Origin of the sequence: Kribbella sp. VKM Ac-2571, assembly GCF_004362255.1 — a bacterium.
In the GTDB taxonomy this organism is placed as follows: domain Bacteria; phylum Actinomycetota; class Actinomycetes; order Propionibacteriales; family Kribbellaceae; genus Kribbella; species Kribbella pratensis.
In genome coordinates this window covers 48039-68951 of sequence record NZ_SNWS01000005.1, presented here as the reverse complement: position 1 = coordinate 68951, position 20913 = coordinate 48039, and the positions used below count along the sequence as shown (strand labels likewise).

Annotated in this window: 26 protein-coding genes; 16 read left to right on the top strand and 10 right to left on the bottom strand. The window is 69.0% G+C overall.

Features of this window, described 5'->3' with window-relative positions:
- Nucleotides 1–122 precede the first annotated feature (122 nt).
- Genes ribD through ribH form a run of 5 tightly spaced genes read left to right on the top strand, consistent with a single transcriptional unit; the run spans nucleotide 123 to nucleotide 4179 of the window.
- The gene (gene ribD, locus EV651_RS12860; RefSeq protein WP_202870305.1) at nucleotides 123–1151 is read left to right on the top strand and encodes a bifunctional diaminohydroxyphosphoribosylaminopyrimidine deaminase/5-amino-6-(5-phosphoribosylamino)uracil reductase RibD; all 1029 of its coding nucleotides are present in this window, start codon (nucleotides 123–125) and stop codon (nucleotides 1149–1151) included.
- The gene (locus EV651_RS12855; RefSeq protein WP_133785388.1) at nucleotides 1152–1793 is read left to right on the top strand and encodes a riboflavin synthase; all 642 of its coding nucleotides are present in this window, start codon (nucleotides 1152–1154) and stop codon (nucleotides 1791–1793) included.
- On the top strand, nucleotides 1790–2464 hold the full coding sequence (gene pnuC / locus EV651_RS12850) for a nicotinamide riboside transporter PnuC (RefSeq protein ID WP_130383749.1): 675 nt from the start codon (nucleotides 1790–1792) through the stop codon (nucleotides 2462–2464). Before EV651_RS12855 ends, pnuC begins: the two co-directional genes overlap by 4 nt.
- Nucleotides 2465–3703, top strand: coding sequence for a bifunctional 3,4-dihydroxy-2-butanone-4-phosphate synthase/GTP cyclohydrolase II (locus EV651_RS12845; RefSeq protein ID WP_133785387.1), 1239 nt, complete (start codon nucleotides 2465–2467; stop codon nucleotides 3701–3703).
- A complete protein-coding gene (gene ribH, locus EV651_RS12840) occupies nucleotides 3703–4179 on the top strand; it encodes a 6,7-dimethyl-8-ribityllumazine synthase (protein WP_133785386.1) in 477 nt (158 codons plus the stop codon). The genes EV651_RS12845 and ribH overlap by 1 nt, the downstream gene beginning before the upstream one ends.
- 3 nt (nucleotides 4180–4182) lie before the next feature.
- Here the strand turns inward: ribH and EV651_RS12835 are convergent, their stop codons facing one another.
- A complete protein-coding gene (locus EV651_RS12835) occupies nucleotides 4183–4536 on the bottom strand; it encodes a hypothetical protein (RefSeq protein ID WP_202870304.1) in 354 nt (117 codons plus the stop codon).
- A 52-nt stretch (nucleotides 4537–4588) separates the two neighbouring features.
- The gene (locus EV651_RS12830) at nucleotides 4589–5209 is read right to left on the bottom strand and encodes an NADPH-dependent F420 reductase (protein ID WP_133785385.1); all 621 of its coding nucleotides are present in this window, start codon (nucleotides 5207–5209) and stop codon (nucleotides 4589–4591) included.
- Between the two features lie 132 nt (nucleotides 5210–5341).
- On the opposite strand from EV651_RS12830, the gene EV651_RS12825 reads away from it, so the two are divergent.
- Nucleotides 5342–6241, top strand: a complete 900-nt coding sequence (locus tag EV651_RS12825; RefSeq protein WP_133785384.1) for a LysR family transcriptional regulator — start codon at nucleotides 5342–5344, stop codon at nucleotides 6239–6241.
- A 3-nt stretch (nucleotides 6242–6244) separates the two neighbouring features.
- On the opposite strand, the gene EV651_RS12820 is transcribed toward EV651_RS12825, so the two are convergent.
- Both EV651_RS12820 and EV651_RS41855 read right to left on the bottom strand, forming a co-directional pair.
- The gene (locus EV651_RS12820) at nucleotides 6245–6904 is read right to left on the bottom strand and encodes a glyoxalase superfamily protein (protein ID WP_133785383.1); all 660 of its coding nucleotides are present in this window, start codon (nucleotides 6902–6904) and stop codon (nucleotides 6245–6247) included.
- Nucleotides 6905–7080: 176 nt separating this feature from the next.
- The gene (locus tag EV651_RS41855; protein WP_202870303.1) at nucleotides 7081–8040 is read right to left on the bottom strand and encodes a hypothetical protein; all 960 of its coding nucleotides are present in this window, start codon (nucleotides 8038–8040) and stop codon (nucleotides 7081–7083) included.
- A gap of 62 nt (nucleotides 8041–8102) precedes the next feature.
- Between EV651_RS41855 and EV651_RS12810 the strand changes: the two genes are divergently transcribed.
- On the top strand, nucleotides 8103–9068 hold the full coding sequence (locus tag EV651_RS12810; protein ID WP_133785382.1) for a YafY family protein: 966 nt from the start codon (nucleotides 8103–8105) through the stop codon (nucleotides 9066–9068).
- On the opposite strand, the gene EV651_RS12805 is transcribed toward EV651_RS12810, so the two are convergent.
- The gene (locus EV651_RS12805) at nucleotides 9059–9517 is read right to left on the bottom strand and encodes a MarR family transcriptional regulator (RefSeq protein ID WP_238156852.1); all 459 of its coding nucleotides are present in this window, start codon (nucleotides 9515–9517) and stop codon (nucleotides 9059–9061) included. The two genes, EV651_RS12810 and EV651_RS12805, sit on opposite strands and share 10 nt — an antisense overlap.
- Nucleotides 9518–9598: 81 nt before the next feature.
- On the opposite strand from EV651_RS12805, the gene EV651_RS12800 reads away from it, so the two are divergent.
- Nucleotides 9599–10237, top strand: a complete 639-nt coding sequence (locus tag EV651_RS12800) for an NAD(P)-dependent oxidoreductase (protein ID WP_133785380.1) — start codon at nucleotides 9599–9601, stop codon at nucleotides 10235–10237.
- Nucleotides 10237–10797 (top strand): DUF1772 domain-containing protein, encoded by a 561-nt coding sequence (locus tag EV651_RS12795; RefSeq protein ID WP_133785379.1) that lies wholly within the window; start codon nucleotides 10237–10239, stop codon nucleotides 10795–10797. The genes EV651_RS12800 and EV651_RS12795 overlap by 1 nt, the downstream gene beginning before the upstream one ends.
- On the opposite strand, the gene EV651_RS12790 is transcribed toward EV651_RS12795, so the two are convergent.
- Nucleotides 10775–11767, bottom strand: coding sequence for a P1 family peptidase (locus tag EV651_RS12790; RefSeq protein WP_133785378.1), 993 nt, complete (start codon nucleotides 11765–11767; stop codon nucleotides 10775–10777). The genes EV651_RS12795 and EV651_RS12790 overlap by 23 nt on opposite strands.
- Nucleotides 11768–11899: 132 nt before the next feature.
- Between EV651_RS12790 and EV651_RS12785 the strand changes: the two genes are divergently transcribed.
- The 3 genes from EV651_RS12785 (at nucleotide 11900) to EV651_RS12775 (ending at nucleotide 13551) form a co-directional block, all read left to right on the top strand.
- Entirely contained in the window at nucleotides 11900–12163 is a 264-nt protein-coding gene (locus tag EV651_RS12785; RefSeq protein WP_130383737.1) for a phosphoribosyl-ATP diphosphatase, read from the top strand.
- 51 nt (nucleotides 12164–12214) lie between these two features.
- Complete coding sequence (gene hisG / locus EV651_RS12780; protein ID WP_133785377.1) at nucleotides 12215–13063, top strand: ATP phosphoribosyltransferase; 849 nt, start codon at nucleotides 12215–12217, stop codon at nucleotides 13061–13063.
- A gap of 71 nt (nucleotides 13064–13134) precedes the next feature.
- Nucleotides 13135–13551, top strand: a complete 417-nt coding sequence (locus EV651_RS12775) for a PH domain-containing protein (protein ID WP_238156851.1) — start codon at nucleotides 13135–13137, stop codon at nucleotides 13549–13551.
- Here EV651_RS12775 and EV651_RS12770 read toward each other — a convergent pair.
- A complete protein-coding gene (locus EV651_RS12770; protein ID WP_133785375.1) occupies nucleotides 13529–14413 on the bottom strand; it encodes an aldose 1-epimerase family protein in 885 nt (294 codons plus the stop codon). The genes EV651_RS12775 and EV651_RS12770 overlap by 23 nt on opposite strands.
- A 181-nt stretch (nucleotides 14414–14594) precedes the next feature.
- Here EV651_RS12770 and EV651_RS12765 point away from each other — a divergent pair, with 181 nt between their 5' ends.
- The 3 genes from EV651_RS12765 to EV651_RS12755 are packed head-to-tail and all read left to right on the top strand — an operon-like array spanning nucleotide 14595 to nucleotide 16655.
- Nucleotides 14595–14948, top strand: a complete 354-nt coding sequence (locus EV651_RS12765; RefSeq protein ID WP_133785374.1) for a YciI family protein — start codon at nucleotides 14595–14597, stop codon at nucleotides 14946–14948.
- A 2-nt stretch (nucleotides 14949–14950) separates the two neighbouring features.
- On the top strand, nucleotides 14951–16165 hold the full coding sequence (locus EV651_RS12760; RefSeq protein WP_133785373.1) for an RNA polymerase sigma factor: 1215 nt from the start codon (nucleotides 14951–14953) through the stop codon (nucleotides 16163–16165).
- A gap of 46 nt (nucleotides 16166–16211) precedes the next feature.
- Nucleotides 16212–16655, top strand: a complete 444-nt coding sequence (locus EV651_RS12755) for an oxidoreductase (protein WP_133785372.1) — start codon at nucleotides 16212–16214, stop codon at nucleotides 16653–16655.
- Here the strand turns inward: EV651_RS12755 and EV651_RS12750 are convergent.
- Together EV651_RS12750 and EV651_RS12745 are read right to left on the bottom strand one after the other, a co-directional pair.
- A complete protein-coding gene (locus EV651_RS12750; RefSeq protein WP_133785371.1) occupies nucleotides 16641–17315 on the bottom strand; it encodes a uridine kinase in 675 nt (224 codons plus the stop codon). The two genes, EV651_RS12755 and EV651_RS12750, sit on opposite strands and share 15 nt — an antisense overlap.
- Nucleotides 17302–17790: a hypothetical protein gene (locus EV651_RS12745; protein WP_133785370.1), complete on the bottom strand. Its 489-nt coding sequence runs from the start codon at nucleotides 17788–17790 to the stop codon at nucleotides 17302–17304. The genes EV651_RS12750 and EV651_RS12745 overlap by 14 nt, the downstream gene beginning before the upstream one ends.
- A gap of 89 nt (nucleotides 17791–17879) precedes the next feature.
- On the opposite strand from EV651_RS12745, the gene EV651_RS12740 reads away from it, so the two are divergent.
- Entirely contained in the window at nucleotides 17880–18392 is a 513-nt protein-coding gene (locus EV651_RS12740) for an SseB family protein (RefSeq protein ID WP_238156850.1), read from the top strand.
- 57 nt (nucleotides 18393–18449) lie between these two features.
- On the opposite strand, the gene EV651_RS12735 is transcribed toward EV651_RS12740, so the two are convergent.
- Nucleotides 18450–20912, bottom strand: a complete 2463-nt coding sequence (locus tag EV651_RS12735) for an FtsX-like permease family protein (protein WP_133785368.1) — start codon at nucleotides 20910–20912, stop codon at nucleotides 18450–18452.
- Between the last annotated feature and the right edge of the window lies 1 nt (nucleotide 20913).

Genomic DNA, 20913 nt, shown 5'->3' with positions numbered 1-20913 from the left:
CGAGAGGTCCGGCGACGGACCGCGAGACCGGGCCGGACGAGTGGTCCGGACGGTGAGGGCGACGGAGCAGACGTGCCGGTCGAGGCCCCGGAGTGCGTCCGTGACGACGAGGGGCCCGAGAAGTGAACGACGCGTCGCCGATCGACATCGCCTGGATGCGGCGTGCTGTCGAGTTGGCTGCGAGAGGCACCGGCAGCACCCATCCGAATCCGGTGGTCGGGTGCGTGATCACCGGCCGCGACGGGCATCCGGTGGGCGAGGGCTTCCATGCCGTGGCCGGCGGCCCGCATGCCGAGATCGAGGCGCTCCGGATGGCCGGGGCACGAGCCCGCGGCGGTACGGCGTACGTCACGCTCGAGCCGTGCAACCACACCGGCCGGACCGGTCCGTGCGCGGACGCCCTGATCGAGGCCGAGGTCGCTCGGGTCGTGTACGCCGTACCCGATCCGAACCGGACCGCTTCCGGCGGCGCGGACAAGCTGCGGAACAAGAACATCGACGTCGTTCAAGGCGTTCTGCAGTCCGAGGCCGAGGCGGTCAACCACGTCTGGTTGCACAGCGTCCGGATGGGGCGGCCGTTCGTGACCTGGAAGTTCGCGACCACGCTCGACGGACGGTCCGCGGCCCCGGACCGGAGCAGTAAGTGGATCACCGGTCCGATCGCGCGCGCCGACGTCCACCGGCAGCGGGCCGAGTGCGACGCGATCGCCGTCGGCACCCAGACGGTGCTGGTCGACGACCCTGAGCTGACGGTTCGCGACGAGCACGACGTACCCGCGGCGCGGCAGCCGTTGCGGGTGGTCGTCGGCGACCGTGAGATCCCACCCACCGCGCGGGTCCGCAACGACCGCGCGGAGACATTGCTGCTGCCGACCCACGATCCCGCCGAGGTGCTCCGGCAGTTGGACGACCGGCAGATCCGGCACCTCTGGCTCGAAGGCGGCCCGACCCTGGCCGCCGCGTTCCTGCGCGCCGGTCTGGTCGACCAGATCGTCGCGTACGTCGCCCCGGCCGTGCTCGGTTCCGGGTACGCCGCGGTCGGCGACCTCGGCGCGGAATCGATCGACCACCTGCGGCGGTTCAAGCTAGCGGATGTCACCCGCCTCGGCGACGACGTCCGGCTGACCCTGGTTCCTCTGGGAGGAAAGTAGATGTTCACCGGCATCATCGAAGAACTCGGCACCGTCGAGTCCCTGGACCTGCTCGACGGCGACGCCGCGCGGCTCACCATCCGCGGACCGAAGGTGACCGAGGACGCCGCGCACGGCGCCTCGATCGCGGTCAACGGCTGTTGCCTGACGGTGGTGGAGTACGGCGGCGGCGTGTTCACCGCGGACGTGATGCGCGAGACGCTGCAGCGGACCAGCCTCGGCGGTCTGCAGAAGGGCTCGCCGGTCAACCTCGAGCGGGCCGTCGCCGCGCACGAACGGCTCGGCGGGCACATCGTCCAGGGCCACGTCGACGGCACCGGCACGATCGCCGGCCGGACGCCGGGGGAGCACTGGGAGGACGTCCGGATCGCGACGTCCCCGGAGATCCTCAAGTACGTCGCCGAGAAGGGCTCGATCGCGATCGACGGTGTCTCGCTGACCGTGACCGATGTCGACGACGCCTCCGGGACGTTCGGGGTCAGCCTGATCCCGACCACGCTGGAGCTGACCGTGCTGGGCGGGAGCTCGGTCGGCGACACCGTCAACCTCGAGGTGGACGTGATCGCGAAGTACGTCGAAAGACTTCTTACCGCAGGCAATGTGAAGGACAGCATCGTGAACGACAACGGAGGCGTGCGGTGAACCCGATCGACTGGCTGTTGCACTCCACGGTGACGATCGCCGGCTCGGAGGTCCTGGTCCGGGAGATCGTCGGCAACGTGTTCGGTCTGGCCAGTGCACTGTTCGGCATGCGCCGGCTGGTGTCGGCGTGGCCGGTCGGCATCGTCGGCAACGTCCTGCTGTTCACGGTCTTCGTCGGCGGAATCTTCGACACCCCGCAGGACAAGGACCTCTGGGGGCAGGCCGGCCGCCAGGTGTTCTTCGCGATCGTCAGCCTCTACGGGTGGTACCGCTGGTACCAGACCCGTCACGGCGGCGCCGCCACGGGCGTCCAGCCGCGGTGGGCGACCGCCCGCGAGCGGCTCGAGCTCGGCGGCATCGCGGTGGTGCTGTACGCGATCTCGTACTTCGTGCTGCGTGAGCTCGGATCGTGGGGCCCGCAGTGGGACGCGTGGATCCTCACCGGGTCGATCCTGGCGACGTACGGGATGGCGCGTGGCTTCGTCGAGTTCTGGCTGATCTGGATCGCCGTCGACGTGGTCGGCGTACCGCTGCTGGTGCAGGCCAAGTTCTACCCGTCGGCGACGATGTACATCGTGTACGGGCTGTTCTGCGTCGTCGGATTCGTGTCGTGGTGGAAGATCCAGAATCGTGAGCGGGTCCAAGCTCCTGAGCCTGTGGTGGTGGGTTAGATGGGCGACGTACTGAAGCTCGACACGATCGAGCACGCGATCGACGAGATCCGCGCCGGCCGGCCGGTGATCGTCGTCGACGACGAGGACCGCGAGAACGAGGGCGACCTGATCTTTGCCGCGTCCAAGGCGACGCCGGAGCTGCTGGCGTTCCTGATCCGGTACAGCTCCGGCGTGGTGTGTGTGCCGATGGAAGGCGCGGAGCTCGACCGGCTCGGGATCCCGTTGATGACGCCGCACAACCGGGAGAAGATGCGCACGGCGTACACGATTTCGGTCGATGCCCGCGACGGCATCGCGACCGGGATCTCGGCCGCCGACCGGGCGCGGACGATCCGGGTGCTGACCGACTCGGCCTCGGAGCCGTACGACCTGGTGCAGCCGGGGCACGTGTTCCCGTTGCGCGGTCGCGAGGGCGGCGTACTGGTTCGCCCCGGGCACACGGAGGCGTCGATCGATCTGGCGCGGATGGCCGGTCTGACGCCGGCCGCGGTGATCTCGGAGCTGGTGAACGACGACGGGACGATGAAGCGCGGGCTCGAACTGCGCACGTTCGCGGACGAGCACGGGCTGGTCCTGGTGTCGATCGACGACCTGATCCGGTACCGGCGCCGTACCGAATCCCAGATCCAGAAGGTCGCGACGACGACGCTGCCGACGCAGTACGGCGACTTTGTTGCGCACGGCTACCGCAACACGGTGGACGGATCGGAGCAGCTCGCATTGGTGCGCGGCGAGATCGGGAACGGCCCGACGCTGGTGCGCCTGCACTCGGAGTGCTTGACCGGTGACGTGTTCGGGTCACTGCGATGCGACTGCGGGCCGCAGCTGGACGAGGCGATGCGGCAGGTCGCGGCCGAGGGCGGTGTCGTGGTGTACCTGCGCGGTCATGAGGGGCGCGGGATCGGGCTGCTGCACAAGCTGCAGGCGTACGAGCTGCAGGACGCTGGCCGGGACACGGTCGACGCGAACCTGGACCTCGGGTTGCCGGCGGACGCGCGCGACTACGGGACCGGTGCACAGATCCTGGCCGACCTCGGCGTCAAGGAGGTGCGGTTGCTGACCAACAACCCCGACAAGCTCGCGGGCGTGCAGGGGTACGGCATCGACGTGGTCGAGCGCCGGGGCATCTCCATCGACCCGACCGAACACAACCTGCGGTACCTGCGCACCAAGCGCGATCGAATGGGCCATCACCTGCCGGGCGGCCTGCTGACCGAAGAGAACGGAGCCGGCTGATGTCGGGCAGTGGAGCACCCACCATCGAGGTAACCCGCGTCGAGGACGCCCGGGTCGCGATCGTCGCGGCCCAGTGGCACCCGAAGGTCACCGACGGCCTGCTCGCCGGAGCCCTCCGCGCGCTGGAGGACTCCGGCGTCACCGACCACACCGTCATCCGGGTCCCCGGTTCGTTCGAGCTTCCCGTCGCGTCGTTGCACGCGGCGAAGTCCGGGTACGACGCGGTGGTCGCCCTCGGTGTGGTGATCCGGGGCGACACTCCCCACTTCGAATACGTCTGCCAGGCGGCCACGGACGGCCTCATGCAGGTCGGCGTCACCACCGGCGTCCCCATCGGCTTCGGCGTACTCACCTGCGACAACGACCCCCAGGCCCTCGACCGAGCCGGCCTCCCCGACAGCCGCGAAGACAAAGGCTACGAAGCCACCCAAGCAGCCCTCTCAACCCTCGCCGCCATCCGCCAACTGAAGGTGTAGTCGTCAGTCGGCGGAGAAGTAGTGGCCGTTGTCCAGGTCGGCGAGCAGGCCGGGCTGAGCGGGTTCCCACCCGAGGGTCCGGCGGGTGATGAGGTTGGACGCCGGGTAGCTCTGCGTGACGATGTTCGCGAGGAACCCGAAGTATCCGGGCAGCATCAGTTCGTCCGCGGGAATGCTCACGGCGGGCAGACCCAGGCGGCTGCCGATGGCCTCGGCGATCTCCCGGAGCGGGATGGCCCCGTCCGCCACCGCGTGCCAGTACCTGCCGGACGGCCCCTTCTCCAGCGCCAAGCGGAACAACGAGGCGACATCGCGGGCGTGCACGGCGTTCCACAGGTTCGCGCCGAAAACGCGCACGGTGCTGCTCCTTGTGAATGATGCGGCGAGAGAAAAGTCGGTGCGACTGCTTTCAGCTGAGAATGCTGACGCCGAGGGCGACGTCGAAGGTGCCCGCGCCGTTGCGGGCCAGGCCCATCAGCACCGGCCCCATGCCTTCCAGCCAGTGGGCCATCTCGAGGCCGCCGACATCGAACGGACGCAGTCCGAGACTCTCGATGAACGCGGACACAGTGGCCTTGGCTTCCGCGTCGTCTCCGGCGAAGAACACGTCCAGCGGATGTCCCTGGGCCAGGACGTGACCGAAGATCGTGTTGAACGCCTTCACGACATGCGCGCTCGCCGGGGCGGCCTTGGCGATCTCCTGCGCTCCGGACGTGCCATCAGGAGTGACCAGCCCGGTGGCGTCGGCGTTGAAGGTGTTCGAGATGTCGATGATGACCTTGCCGGCCAGTGCAGCGCCGTACTCGCTGACCACCGCCGCCGCGCTGGCGTACGGTACGGCGAGGATGACGATGTCCCCGGCCGGGACTGTGCCGACCGTCCCGGCAGTGGCGCCGCCGAGCGAGGCGGTCAGCTCCTTGGTTTTGGCCTGGTCGCGGCCGATGATCTCGACACTGTTGCCGCCGGCAACCGCCCGGGTGGCCAGCGTGCTCGCCATGTTTCCCACGCCGATAATGCTGACGCTACTCATCATGTGCCTGCTTTCCAGAGGTGATATTGAAAATTCATTTACCTCTTCAGGCTGCCAGTGGCCGCGCTGTTTTTCCAAGACCTCTTTCAGTCGTGGTGATACCGTGAAGGCATCACCAGACCGGGAGGTTCCGTGGATCTGGACCTGCGCAAGCTGCGCTACTTCCTCGCCGTCGCCGACCAGCTGCACTTCGGCCGCGCCGCTGAACAGCTGCATATCGCGCAGCCGGTGCTGAGCCGTCAGATCCGCGCGCTGGAACACGATCTCGGCGTCTCGCTGTTCACCAGGGATCGCCACGGCGTGGTGCTGACCGACGCCGGCCGGCAGTTGCTGGCCGATGCCGGTCCGATGCTCGCCTCCGCGGACGCGGTCCGCCGCCGGGTGACCGTGGCCGCCCGCGGCAGCCGGCGGCTCGCGGTCGGCTTCCGGACCGGCATCCCGGTCATCCCGGCGGCCCGGGCGTTCGAGGCCCGGCATCCGGACGTGGTCCTGGACGTGCAGCGGATCGAGTGGGACGACCAGGCTCCGATGCTGCTCGACGGCCGCATCGATGTCGGCTATGTGCGCCTGCCCATCGACGAGACCGGCCTGCGCGTGATCCCGCTGTACACCGAGCCGCTCATGGTGGTGCTGCCCGCGGACCACCGGCTGGCCGGTAAGGACGAGGTCACCGAGGCCGACCTGGCCGGTGAGCCGCTGGTGTGGCATGCCGACCCGAGCACGCAGCCGACCAGGCGCCCGCTCTCGGACTCCGGGCTCCGGGTGCGCGGCGTGGAGGAGAAGCTCGAGCACGTCGCGGCAGGCCGCGGCATCTCGTTCGTGGGGCGTTCGGAGACGGTGTTCTACTCACGTCCGGACATCAGCTACGTGCCCATCCCGGAACTCCCGCCCGACCAGGTATGCCTCGCAATGGCGGCGTCCCGCACCTCGCCGCTGGCCGACGACTTCTTCGCCGCAGCCCGAGCGACGGCCGACATCACCGCAGACTGCGGAACCTACGATGTAAGTGCGACGCCCCGGACAGGAAGCTGAGGCTCAGCCGACGAACGTGATTGCGTTGCCGTCCGGGTCGCGCACGATGAAGTCGGTGCCGCCCCACGCCTGTTTGGTCAGCTTCTGCACGATCTCGGCCTCAGCGGCCCGATATTCGGTGTAAAGCTCGCGGACGTTCGGCATGTCGACGAACGCCATGATGAGCCCTTCTCGTTCCGCGGCACCGGCCGCGAACACCGGCTCGTCTACCAACTTCAGGTGCAGCGTCGCGCCGTCGCGCGACACCGATCCGTAGAACGGCGGGTTGCCGTGCAAGAAGTCGATCCGGAAGCCGAGCTGGTCCCGATAGAACCTGGCCGAGGCGTCGACGTCGGCGACGTACAACACCGGTTTGGCGCTCGCGACTGCCGTGTCCTGGGTCTCCGGCTGGTCGCCATCCTCCGCGAAGGCCGCGTCCTGCTCGCTGGCGGGCGGGGGCGCTTCCGTGCTCGCCTTGAGGTCGGCCCAGCTGGCGCAGCCCGCTTCGAGGGCGATGATCTCTTGGGCTTCGGTGAGCGGAAACTTCAGCGCGAGTGCTTCGCGGTCGGACAACGTTCGATAGCGCTCGAGCTGTCGGATGCGACCGCCGATCGAGAAGTTGCCTTCCCGGTGCCAGCGAACGAGCAGTTTCGCATGCTTCTTGTAGGTTTCGAGCTTGGGCATGGCGCTCCCTCTTCGGTCTTGAAGTAGGTGGGCCTCGCCCTTTCGGCTCCTGTGCCGCTGCGCCCTACGACCGGGTCAGAACCCGCGCCTGCGACGTCGAGATTACCACGTACGGCGTCGACCGGCACCCGATGCAGTCGCCCGCGCGGCAGCGCGAACTCGCGTGTGGGATGCGCTCATTCGGTACGGGTGTGTTCCATGTACCAGTTGGTGGTCCAGGTTTTGCCGTTGTCGGTGGAGAAGGCTTGTTCCCAGGCCGCCTTGTCGGTGCCGGGGGTCCAGAGGAAGCGGACGTCTATCGGTTGGCCGTCCCACACATCGGGGCCTTCGAAGGTGCCGGTGCCGTTCACGAAGGAGCCGATGACCGGGGATTCGAGGCGGCCGCGTTGGCTGTTGATCCAGTGGATGGACCATGCCTTCGCGGAAGGGTCGTAGAGGCGGAATGTCGCGCCGCGGAAGCCTTCGCTCGGGAACCAACCCTCGTCGAAGCTGATCGCGCCGTCGAAGTACGTCGTCGCTTCCATCGTCGCGTCGTGCTCGTACCACTCGAACGGCTCGCCGAGGACCGGGCGCCGACGGCGGTTGTGGAAGGACCACCGGCCGACCAGGAAATCGAAGTCGTCGGTGAGCTTCGGTATGTCGAGCGCCGGCGGGGGAGTGTGCCGCCGGGTGAAGTCCATGGTCCAGTTGGTCTCCCACGTCTCGCCGCCGTCGTCGGAGTACGCCTGCTCCCAATGCGCGGTCTCCGAGGTGATGTCGGACCACTCGTAGCTGCACAGGATGGGCCGCCCTTCGTGGGTGTCCTCGCCGACCATCCGGCAGCGTGAACCGTCGGCAGACCAGCCGCCGTGCACCGGCGGGTACAACTGCATCGTGGTGCTGCTGACCCACCAGATGCTCCATTGCTCGCTCACCGGGTCGAACAGCCGCAGCGACAGCCCGTACGACCCCTTCGTCGGGAACCGCATTTCGTCGATGCTGATCTGCCCGTCGAAGTACGTGCGCGCCGTCGTCGTTCCGTCGTACTCGAGCCATTCGTCGCAGCCCGCGAAGGCCTGTTTCAGGGTTCGGTGGTGGACGTCGAAGTACCCGTTGAGGAAGTCGAAGTCGCCGGTCACCTTGGTCCAAGTCGTCATGCGTCCAAGCGTGCGAGCAAAACCTGACAACCTGTGGCAGCGATAAGGACTAACCTCGACGTATGCGTTCGAGCCGGCTCCTGTCGATCCTGCTGTTGCTGCAGACGCGCCGGCAGCTGACCGCGCGCGAGCTCGCCGACGAGCTCGAGGTGTCGCTGCGGACGATCTACCGCGACGTCGAGGCACTCGCCGCGGCCGGAGTCCCGGTGTACGCCGACCAAGGCCGAGCAGGCGGGTACCGCCTGGTCGAGGGCTACCGCACCCGCCTCACCGGCCTCACCGAACAGGAGGCCGCCGCGCTGTTCCTCGTCGGCATGCCGGGCGCCGCCGCCGCGCTCGGGCTGACCGCGGAGACGAGTGCCGCCGAACTCAAACTGCTAGCAGCGCTAGCGCCCGATCAGCGGGACCGCGCCGGCCGGCTCAAGAACCGCTTCCACCTCGACCTGCCCGCCTGGTACCAGGACGCCGAGGCCTCACCACAGCTGTCCGCAGTCGCCGACGCCGTACTCCATGACCGCCGCATCAAGGTCCGGTACCGCCGCTGGGAGGAACCGCGCGAGGTCGAGCGGATCCTCGAACCGTACGGACTCGTGCTGAAGAACGGCAGCTGGTACGTCGTGGCGTCCACCCCCGGCGGACTGCGTACGTACCGCGTCTCCAACATCCTCGACCTGATGCCGACCGAGGAGACGTTCGAGCGGGACGACGGATTCGAGCTGCAACGGTTCTGGCAGGAGCACCTCGAGGGCTTCGACCAGGTCCGCTTCACCGCGGAGGCCGTCGTCCGCGTCTCCGCACGGTTGGCCGCGAAGATGTACGACGTCTCGTACCCGGCCCTCGTCAAAGCCGTCGCCGCCACCGAACCCGAGGCCGACGGCAGCGTCGTGGTGACGATCCCGATCGAGTCGATCCCGAACGCGGCCGCTTCCCTCTGCCGATTCGGGAACGCGGTCGAGGTGCTCGAACCCGCCGCCTTGCGCGCCGAGTTGGCCGACCTCGGCCGCACGCTGTCCGACCTCTACTCCTGAACTGCGCGCCCCAGCACACGCTGGCAGGCCTCCGCGCTCCGCCGGAGGAACGTGGCGATCAGGTCGAGCTCGGCGTCGGTGTAGTCGGTGAGTACGTCGTCCATCGCGCCCATCATCGGCTGGTACAAGCGGAACACCTCCATCCCGCGGTCCGGCAGGACCCGGATCGTGACGCTCCGGCGGTCCGCCCCGGTGCGGTCGCGGGCGATCCAGCCCGCGCGCTCGAGCCGGTCGAGGATGCCGGTCAGCGTCGCCGGGTGCAGTCCGGCCTGACGGGATAGGGCGCTCGGCGTCAGCGGGCCGGTGCGAGCAAGTACGTCGAGGCAGTCGAGGTCGACGTCCTTCAGCGCCAGGCTGCCGCCGACCTGGTGGTTGAGCAGGGCGAGCTGGATCCGCAGGTCGCGGAGCGCGGCCTTGATCTCGTTCCCGGTCCGCCGGCGGTGGCGCATGTCACCTCTTTCTATCTGGTTCATATCTTACGGATTTCATACTATATGAAGAACAGAGAAGATTCGAAGGAGGCGGTCGGGATGAGGATCACGGTGTTCGGGGCGACGGGCGGGATCGGCGGTCACGTCGTACGGCAGGCGCTCGACGCGGGGCACAAGGTGACGGCAGTCGTGCGTACGTCGTCGACGTACGAGCTGGAGCACCCGGCGCTGGAGGTGATTCGGGTGCCCGGTCTGACCGAGGCGGAGCCGCTGCGGGACGCCGTCGATGGGAGCGAGGCCGTCATCTCCGGGGTCGGCGCCCGCGGGCGGAAGGACGGGCCGGTCGCGTCGGAGAGCACCCGGTCCATGCTGGCGGCGATGGAAGCCGTCGAGGTACGGCGCTTTGTCGCGGTGAGCGCGGCACCGCTCGGGCCGGTGCCGGCGGACGAGAGCTTCCTGAACCGGCGGGTGGTCTATCCGATGATCAACGCATTCGCCGCCGACGTGTACGCCGATCTGCGGGTGATGGAGGCGGAGATCATGAGCAGTACGACGGAGTGGACGATCGTGCGGCCGCCGAAACTCACGAACAAGGCGCTGACCAGGACCTATCGGACGGAGGTCGGCGGCACAGTGACGCGCGGGTACGCGATCTCGCGGGCGGACGTCGCGCACCTGATGCTAGCGGCGCTAGATATGCCGGCGACGGTCTGCCAGCCGGTTGGGGTGGCGTACTGATGGAGCGGACTGCCGGCACGGCGAGCGTGGAGCCGGGAGTCGTCGGTGCGGGTCGGCTGTCGCGGGTTGTTCGTGGACTGAGCCTGTTGTTCAGTGGGGTTTTTGCCGGGTTCCTGGTGTGTGTGCTGGTCCTGGAGAACTCGTTGCGGGGGTTCGGGGCGTCGGTCTATACGCAGGTCCGGCTGGTCGAGCTGGACTCGCTGGACCGGCTCGCCTCGGTGACCTTGATCCCGGCGATCGTCACCACAGTGGTGCTGGCGATCTGGGCCCGGGGCAACGATCGGCGGGTGGTGCTGATCGCGGTCGCGCTGCTCGTCGTGGTCTTCGCTACGACGCTGGCGATCAACCTGCCGATCAACTCGGACCAGTCCGCGTGGTCGGTGCTGAACCCGCCGGCCGACTGGGCCGCCGTACGCGACCGCTGGCAGCTCGCCCACCTGATCCGCACCGCCGCCGCACTACTGGCCTTCGGAACGCTCATCGGATCCGCCGTCACCCGCCGAGCACTTCCGGGACCAGAAAATAGTTCGCGAGTGCTTAAAGTCGAGGCGCGGCGATGAGGTCGTGGGGTACTGCGTGGGCGGTGTGGTCCTGGTGGCCGGTGGTGGTTCGGGCCATGGTGAGCGAGTTGAGGAGGGCTTCCTCGACTGATTCGGTGACTGCTTGGAATGGTGTGCGGAGGCTGCGGTCGGGGAAGTTCGGCGTACGGGTAGTGGTGAAGGCGATCGCATAGTCGCCGCTGCCGGGGGCGTAGTCGGAGCCGACTCGGCCCATGGCGAAGATCGCCCGGCGCGCGAGTCGCCCGAGTTGGCGGGAGTCGAGCGGGAGGTCGGTCGCGATCACGATCATGCAGGAGTTGCCGTCCGCATCGATCGGGTGGGCGGGAATCGGGCGGCCGAGCACGGTCAGCAGACCGGAGAAGTTCGCCTGCACGAGTAAACCAACGGTGTGTGCACCGGACTCTGAGGCGAGGGTAGGGTCCGCCGGAATCGTGCGGGATGCGGTGCCGATTCCCGCCTTGAAGCCGAGTGCGCAGGTCCCGGTGCCGGCTCCGACACAGCCCTCGGCGGGGAGATCGGAGGAGGCGGTGTCCAGCGCGGCCTGGACGTGCTCGGGCGTGATCGGGCGGCGGCGGATGTCGGAGAGGTAGCCGTCGTTGGTCTCGCCGACGATCGGGTTCAGGCTGGTCGCTCGTGGGTTGCGATCAAGCAGCCAGGTCACCAGCGCGTCCGCGACGCGGAACGTGCTGAGCGTCCCGGTGAGCAGGATCGGGGTTTCGATGACGCCCAACTCCTCCACCTGCGTCGAGCCGACCAGCTTCCCGTACCCGTTGCCGACAGCAATCGCAGCCGGAAGCGTCTCCGCCCAGCCGTCCGGGACGATCGCCGTCACCCCGGTGTTCAGCCCGTCGCCGGTGATCGTCGTCTGTCCGACCCGCACCCCCGGCACGTCGGTGACCGCGTTGAGCGGCCCGGTAGGCAGTGTTCCGACGACAACACCCAACTCACGAACTCTCCGAGGACTCTGCATCCAGCTATCGTCGGCCACATGCTGCAGCACCCGGCCGGCCGCCCCCGCGGCAGCTCTCCGAGGCGCTCGGGCAGTCCGGCTAGCGGACCTGGGGACGGGGCGCGCGGGCGGGACCCGTAGGCTGGGCGGGCGATGAAGAGTTTTGAGGAGCTGTTTGCCGAGCTGGGTGAGAAGGCGGCGACACGGCCGGAAGGTTCCGGGACCGTGGCGGCGCTGGACGCCGGCGTGCACTCGATCGGCAAGAAGCTGGTCGAGGAGGCCGCCGAGTCCTGGATGGCTGCCGAGTACGAGAGCAAGGACCGGGCCGCGGAGGAGCTGTCGCAGCTGCTGTACCACGCCCAGGTCATGATGCACGCGCTCGGCCTGGACCTCGAGGACGTGTACCGACATCTGTAGGAGCCCATCCCGCAGATCACCGGTTCACACCTCCCAGAAAGGGCAGTCGCCATGCTGCGCGTCGCAGTACCGAACAAGGGCTCGCTGAGCGAAGCCGCCACCGAGATGCTCGTCGAAGCCGGCTACAAGCAGCGCCGGACCACCAAGGACCTCACCCTCACCGACGCGGCCAACGAGGTCGAGTTCTACTACCTCCGCCCGCGGGACATCGCCGTGTACGTCGGCGAGGGCACGCTCGATGTCGGCATCTCCGGTCGCGACCTGGTGCTGGACTCGCACGCGGACGCGGACGTCATCATGGGCCTCGGATTCGGCTCGTCCACGTTCCGGTTCGCCGGGCGGCCCGGGGTCGCGGACTCCGTGAAGGATCTCGCCGGCAAGCGGATCGCCACGTCGTACGCCGGCGTACTGCAGGACCACCTGGCCGAGAACGGCGTCGACGCGGCGGTCGTGCGCCTCGACGGTGCCGTGGAGTCGGCCGTCCAGCTGGGCGTCGCGGACGTGATCGCGGACGTCGTCGAGACCGGTACGACGCTGCGCCAGGCGGGACTCGAGGTGTTCGGGGAGCCGATCCTGCAGTCCGAGGCCGTGCTGATCAAGCGGAACGGTGTCGAGACGCCGCCGAACGGCCTGCAGCAGCTCGTTCGCCGGCTCGAGGGCGTCCTGATCGCGCGGAACTACGTGATGATGGACTACGACATCCGCGCCGAGGACGTCGACGCGGCCACCGCGGTCGCACCCGGTCTGGAGTCGCCGACCGTCTCGCCGCTGCACCGGCAGGGCTGGGTCGCCGTCCGGGTCATGGTGAAGCGGGCCGAGGCGCAGCGCCTGATGGACCAGCTCTGGGAGGTCGGCGCCCGCGCGATCCTCACCACCGACATCCACGCTTGCCGGATCTGAAACCCGCTGTCATGCCCGGATCCGCGTCGAGAGACAGACTGTTCGTGTTCCACCCGCGGATCGTGGCGGCGATGGCTGCGGGGATGGGGTTGTCGTTGATCGCCGTGTTCGGGGTGATCTGGTTCCGGTTGTCGCCGGACGATCGGGCATCGTTCGACTGGTTCCAGCGGCTCACCCTGCTGGCGTTCTTCGGGGCGGTGCTCTGGATCCTGTACCGGATGTCGACGCTGCGCGTCACGGCGTACGCGGATCGGCTGCGGATCCGGAACGTGTTCAAGTCGTACACGCTGACCTGGTCGGAGGTCGCCGCGTTGCGGTTCCGGCCGGGCGACGCGTGGTTGCAGCTGTTCGATGCCGATGACAACCGGATCGGCATTCTCGCGGTCCAGGCCGCCGAGGGTGCGCGGGCGAGCCGCGCCGCGAAGCAGCTGGCAGCGGTCGCCCGCGAACACGGCGCCGGTCCGTCTAGACGGACACCTGAAAGCTAGTCGTGTGTGAGTCGCCCGGCTGGAGTACGACGAGGTCCTGACCGGTACGGAATGCGTCCGGCGGGCAGGTCATCGGCTCGACCGCGAGCGCCGTACGCCCGACCGCCTCACCGGTGAACAGCTGCATCCACGGCGTGTCACTCGTCAGCACCGACCGCGCGCCGCTGTCCGGATCGGTCAGCGACACCGACCACTCGCCGTTCAGCCCGGTGAACGCGTTGTCGATCGAGGTCGAGCCGATCAGCCGGGGCTCATGGAAGTCGTACGGCGTTCCGTCGACCGGCGTGAGGCCCGTCGGAGTCATCCGGTCGGCGGACACCTCGAGCCGCTGCGCCGCGGTGAACTCGAGGACGCAGTCGTCGATCGGACGGCCGACGCTCAGGTAGGGGTGGGCCCCGTAGCCGTACGGCGCCGGCGTCCGGCCGACGTTGGTGGCCGTGGCTGTCACGGTCAGGCGGTCGGTGAGGTGATAGGTCAGGCGGAGCTCGAGCTGGTGCGGGTACCCGGGCTGGCCGAACAGCTGGTGTCCGGCGACCACCGTCGACGGATCGGATCCGTCGTCGATGCGCTGCCAGTTCGCCCAGCGGGTGAGGCCGTGGATCGCGTTCCGGCGGGCCGGTTCGGTCAGGTACAGCTGCTGGTCGACCCCCTCGAACGTGTACTGCCCGTCCGTGATCCGGTTCGGCCACGGGAAAAGGTGCTGGCCGAGTCCGGCATGCGCCGCCTCGTCCTCGCCGTACGCGAGCAGGACCGGGCGCCCGTCGTACGTGAGCCCACGCAATCCGCCGCCGACACTCACCACCGTCCCCTCGTACCCGCCACCGCGAAGGACCCACTGCTCACCTGAAGGCAGAACGCTCATGTCCCTATCCTCGCCGATACGACGCTAACGACAGGAGGTAGTCCGCGGCGGAGACTCCTTCCTCGCCTGGCTGCTGCGGTGGTAGCTGCCTGGAAAGGGACTACTTCCTGTCCTTAGCGCTGTCCATCGGGGGCGACCTCGTTCGTGGTGATGCTGTAGACACGCTGACAGGAGGTACGACGTGAAGTACTTGTTGCTGATCAATGCCGGTGAGCTGGACCCGCAGGACACGCCGGTGGGGTGTGAGCCGGAGGACTGGATGCGGTTCGACAAGGAGATCACCGACGCGGGTGTGGTGGTCGCGTCCGAGTCGCTGGCCGATCTGGTCACCGCGACCCGCGTCCAGGTCGCGAACGACGGCAAGCGGACCGTGACCGACGGGCCGTTCGCGGAGACCCGGGAGGTGCTCGGCGGGTTCTACGTGATCGATGTACCGGACCTGGACGTCGCGCTCGACTGGGCCGCGCGGTGCCCGGGATCTCGGGGCGGCGGCTCGGTCGTGGTGCGACCGGTCGCCGAGTTCCCGGGAGCGTGACGATGGACCAGGTCGAAGCGGTCTTCCGGGAGGAGCGCGGCCGTTTGCTGGCAGCGCTGGCCCGGCGGTTCGGGGACCTCGACCTGGCCGAGGAGGTCACGTCGGAGGCGATCGAGGCGGCGCTCACGCGTTGGCCCGTCGCCGGCGTACCGCCGAACCCAGGCGGCTGGTTGATGACCACCGCCCGGCGCAAGGCGGTCGACCGGCTGCGCAGGGACCAGGTGTACGCCGCCAAACTCGCGATCCTCCAGTTCGAGGCGGACCGGCCCGCGCCGCAGGCGACCGGGGACGAACTGCCCGACGAGCGGCTGCAGCTGTTCTTCACCTGCGCCCACCCGGCGCTGGCCGCCGAGGACCGCGGCGCGTTGACGCTGCGGTGCCTCGCCGGGCTGACCACGCCGGAGGTCGCGCGGGCGTTCCTGGTCCCGACCGCGACGATGGCGAAGCGGATCGTCCGGGCGAAGAAGAAGATCCGGGAGGCGCGGATCCCGTTCCGCGTCCCCGGCCCGGACGAGCTGCCGCAGCGACTGCCCGGCGTACTGCAGGTGATCTATTCGGTCTTCACCGAGGGGTACGCCGCCAGCTCCGGACCGTACCTGCAACGCCTGGACCTGGCCGAGGAAGCGATCCGCCTGGCCCGGATCCTGCACCGCCTGCTCCCCGAGGCGCGCGAGGTCACCGGCCTGCTCGCGCTGATGCTGCTGATCCACGCCCGCCGCGACGCCCGCACCGGTCCGGACGGCGTGATCGTCCTGCTCGAGGACCAGGACCGCAGCCGCTGGGACCACGAGATGATCGCCGAGGGCCGAGACCTGGTCGTCGCCGCCCTCACCGGCGGCCCACCCGGACCGTACGCCGTCCAGGCCGCGATCAACGCGATCCACGACGAGGCCGCCGACTTCGAGAGCACCGACTGGCCGCAGATCGTCCAGCTGTACGACGTACTGCTGGACCTCGACCCGTCGCCGGTGATCGCGCTCAACCGCGCGGCGGCGATCGCGCTCCGCGACGGCCCTGAGGCGGGGCTAGCACTGCTAGCCGAGCTCGCGGAGGAACCCCGGCTCCAGGACTATCACCCCTTCGCACTGGCCCGCGCCGACCTACTGCAACGTCTCGGACGCTTGCCCGAGGCAATCACCGCCTACGAGCAGGCCCTCGCTTTGGCCGGCTCCGAACCCGAACGCGACCTGGTCCGCCGCCGTCTCGAGAGCATCTGACCAGGCCCATTGTCAGTTCGTGGCGATTGCGGCACCGTTGGGCCGTATGGAGACCGTTTACGAAGCGGCGGGTGGGGCCGAGGGCATGTTGCGGCTGGCAGCTGAGTGGCACGAGCGGGTGATGGCGGACGAGATCGTCAGCCATGCGTTCCACGGCGGGGCGAAGCCGGATCACACCGAGCGGCTCGCGGCGTACTGGGGTGAAGCTCTCGGCGGGCCGCCGGCGTACACCACGACGTACGGCGACGAGGCGTCGGTGCAGCGCCGGCACGCCGGGAACGGCGAGCACGACGAAATGAACCACCGCGCGATCGCCTGCTTCGACGAGGCGGTGATCGCGGCCGGCATCGACGATGAACGGACCCGGTCCGTGCTGCACGACTACTTCGCCTGGACGACCTTCAACACGATGTACCGGCACAACTCCGACGACATCGCTGACGACGTGCCCGTCCCGCAGTGGTCGTGGGACGGGCTAGGAAGCAGCTGAGTCGTGAGGCGGTAGCGCCACCGACTTCGTGACGAGCTCGAGCGCGGGGTCGAATGGTACGGACGGGCTGCCGTCGACGATGACGTGGGCGCGCGAGCGGGTGGCCTGCTCGGCGAAGTGGTCGCGCTCCCAGCGCATCCACTCCAGCCAGTGGTCGCGGAGGGCCTCGCCGTCGCGTTCGATGCCGCGGTCCAGGCGGACCTCGTTCGACGTCTCCACCCAGAGCCGTAGCGCCTGCCAGTGCGCCGCGTCCCGGTCGCAGGCGGTGACGCCTTCGACGATCAGCAGGTCTACGGTGTTCGGTACGACGTGGAGCTCGGCGTACACGCCCTGGTACCAGTCGTAGCGGCGGTACCGTCCTTCGCGGCCGTCGGCCAGCCGTTGCAGGACGTGGTCGCGGAGCAGGGCGAAGCCGCGCTCGGCTCCGGCCCAGCCGTCGTACAGGTCGTCCATGTGGATGACGTAGGTGTTCAGGTCACGGGCCTTGGCCCGGGCCTCGAGGGCGGCGGCGACGGTCGTCTTGCCGGAGCCGGCGGGGCCGTCGATACCGATCAGCCTGCTCCGGCCGAGGCGCGATACATCGGCCTGGACGTTGTCCAGCAGCGAGTCGATGGTCAGGGGGTGCGGGCCTTGGTCAAGGGCCTTGTCAGTTGATTCCATGGCGCTTCAGGATGTCCTCGATCTCGTCGAACTCCGACGATTCGGGCTGCTTGGCCTTCCCCTTTGACGGTTTGGCAGCCTTGGCGGTGGTGGCTGATGCTGGCGCGGGGCCAGTGGCAGTCAGCTCTCCCGCGGGCGAGGCGGGCTTCTTCTGTGCCTTCTGGTTCCCACCGCGGCCGCGGGCCACACCGGAGACGACGTACAGCACGACTGACACGCCGAACAGCGCGACTCCGGCCCACACGGTCGGCGAGAAGATCAGGTGAGTGACCCAGCTCACGGAGGAGCGGACCACGTCCCAGACCAGTTCCAGCAGGCCGGTCAGGTACAGCGAGACCGGCAGCAGGGACCACGCCACACCGCGCGTGCCGGCCGCCAGGCCGCGGCGCCGCCAGGCGAACCACGAGCCGATCAGGCCGAGCAGCGTGAGGCCTACGCAGAACGGCAGCAGCGTCAAATCGTTGAAGTCAGGCACATACCCAGGCTCGCACAGTTGGCGCGTGATCCAAGAGGGGAACGGCCCTGACGCACCCCTGAAACAGCGGTCCGGGGAGAATGAGCGCCGTGCAACCACCAGAGCGGCGTTTGGCCTTCACCGGTTTCGACAACGACGACGGGTCGGCGGACCCGGCGCTGGCTCGGGCGCTCACCGACGGCGACGGGGGAGCGGTGCTGGCGGCGCTCACCAAGGCTCGGCTGCTGGTGCCGGTGGTCGCGATGCTGGGCGAGGTCGAGTACGACGAGAGCGGGCTGGCGCACGACAAGACGTCGGACATGGCCGTCGCGCTGCTCCAGGGACAGGACGGGCGGAACGCGCTGCTCGCGTTCACCGGCACCGAGGCCCTGACCCGGTGGAGTCCGGAGGCCCGCCCGATGCCGGCCCAGACGCAGTTGGTTGCCACGGCGGCGATCCAGGAAGGCGCGGCCGCGATCGTTCTGGACATCGCCGGCCCGGCCGCGGGCGTGATCGAGACCGACGACGTACGGCGTTTGGCCGCCGGCCTCCAGGTGGTGCGCCTGGAAGACGGCGGCTACGCGTGGATCGAGCCGGCCGGCTCAGACCCCTCCACCAGCTGAGCCGGCCGGCTTTCCGGAAAGAATTCGTCGCCAGGTGACGGTTTCTTTCCGGAAATCTCAGCCGACGGGGGAGCTGAGCGCGTCCATCGGCTTGGAGCGCATCGCGATCCGGCCGGTGATCGCGGTCGTCGGCAGGACCAGGAGCAGGACGACGGCCACCCAGATCAGCAGGATCCAGACCGGGCCGGACGGGATCGGCCAGCCGCGGGTCGCCAGCGCGATCGGGAGCACGGTGAACGCTGCTGTGACCAGCCCGGCGACCAGTCCTAGCGCCGCGATGAGCAGGCCCTCGAGGCGAAGCATCCGGGACACTTCACGCCGGGTCGACCCGGTCAGCCGCTGCAGCCCGAACTCGCGCCGGCGGTCCAGCACCGCGACGGCGATCGTGTTGATCGACGCGATGGCCGTGTACGCGACCGCGATGGCGGCGAGCAGGTAGCCGATCCACGCGTCCACGCCGAGCCCGGTGTCCAAGCCTTCGCCGAGCAGTTCGCGTCCACCGATCGTCGTACCCGGCCACTTCGACAGATCTGGGTGCAGCTTGTTGGTGGTCTTCAGCAGGAGCTGGCTGGGCAGGCCGCTGGTCGTGTGGGCGGCGAGCAGTTGCGCGGGCAGCAGGAGTGACTCGTAGCCGGACGGTCCCTCGGTGAGGGCGACCACTTTCACCTTGACCAGGGCGTTGTCGCCGAGACGCAGGCCGATCTCCGAGCCGACGCCGACCTTGAGCTTCTTCGCCGTACCCGGCGGGAGCGCCACGGTGTCACCGGTCAAGTCGTCCAGCGAACCCTGCTTCACCTTGCCCGTGTAGACCGGACCGCTCAGGCCGAGCAGCGGCCAGGCGTCGCTGGTGTGCGACTTGTCGTACGGCTCCTCGATCCAGCCCTTGCTGCGGACCACCTCCGACACCGCCGTCACACCCGGCATCGACCGGACCGAGTCCGTCAGCGACGCCGGGATGCCGCCCGAGGTGGATGTGATGACCACATTGCCGGCCAGGTTCTTCGTGAACGCGTGGACTGCCGCCTTCTGCTGCGTGCTCTGCGAGTAGATGTTGCCCATGGCAATCGCCGTGGCGATGGTGATCGGGACCAGGATCGCGCCGAACTGGACCGCGCGGACCCGCAGGTTGATCACGGCGAGCGTCCCGCTGGTCCCGCGCTTCTCGACCAGCCGCGTGATGCGGGGGATCAGCGCCCGCTGGATCACCAGCGGCGCGAGGAGCGCGACCGCGATCGACCCGGTCAGGCCGGCTGGTCCACCGATCGCCGCAGCGTTGGTAGGACCCATGAACGGTGTCGACAAGGCGATCGCCGCCGTCGCACCGGCGAAGACAAGACCGACGACGATCCGCACCCGGCTCAGCGCCACATTCGGTACGGCGGCCTCGGCCAGCGCCTGGATCGGGCGGATCCGGGCGGCCCGTCCGGCGGCGAACCCGACGGTCACCCGCAGTACCGCGAACGCGAGGACGGCCGCCCCGGCGAACGGCAGCGGGCCCTGGTCGAACCGCAACTGGGACGGCACGATGCCGCCGTCGGCGAGCCTTCCGAAGATCCAGGTACCGGCGATCCGGCCGCACAGCAGCCCGAGCACGAGCCCGATCACACCGACCACCATCGTCTCGGCGATCACCATCCTGCCGACCTGGCGCGGGGTCGCACCGCTGGCTCGGAGCAGCGCGAGTTCGCGGCGGCGCTGGCGCACCGACAGCCCGATCGTGGCCGAGACCACGAGCGCCATCACCACGGCCACCATCCCACCGAAGACGCCGGACATGATGATCAGGGGCAGACCGGTCGCGATCCCGGAGAACTCCGCGACGCCGCGCTCGTCCCCGGTGTAGGCCTTCACACCGGCCGGCAGGTCGAGCCGCTTCGCGAGCTCCCGTACCGACGTACCGTCCTTGGGGAACACCCCGATTGCATCCAGACCGTCCGGGACATCCACGTCGGCGAAGAAGACCGGCGGTACGTCGACCTGGTGCTGGACGACCGCGATACCGGCGAGGGTGAAGGTGCGCGGCTCGCCGCCGACGGTGACGCTGACGGAGTCGCCGGGTTTCGCGCCGTCCGCCAGGCGCTGGTCGAGCACGACCTGCCCCGCCCGGGGCGCCCGGCCGGCGGTCAACGTGTAGGGAGTCAGCGCCGCGGACGTCCAGCCGTGACCCGCAAGCGCCGTACCAGACGGCTCGAGCGACGTGATGACGGCGGGGAAGGAGCGGTCGGAGATTGCTTTGGCGACGCCAGGCGCGCTGCTGAGCTTGACGAGCAGGGCCGGGTCGAGGCGGTGGCGTTCCGGGAAGGCGGCGGAGCCGCTGCCGTTCGGTGGGTGGTACGCCGGGTCGCCGGTGACCACGATCGGGGCGGCGGACAGTCGTTGGGGTGGGGCGTTCAGGCGCAGCCCGGTCTCGAGCAGGCCTCCGGCGGCGCTGAGCAGCGCCCCGCCGAGCAGGACCGCGACGAAGATAGCGAGGAAGGCAGCGGTCCGGTACCGCAGGGTGGTGACGGCGAGGCGGAACATG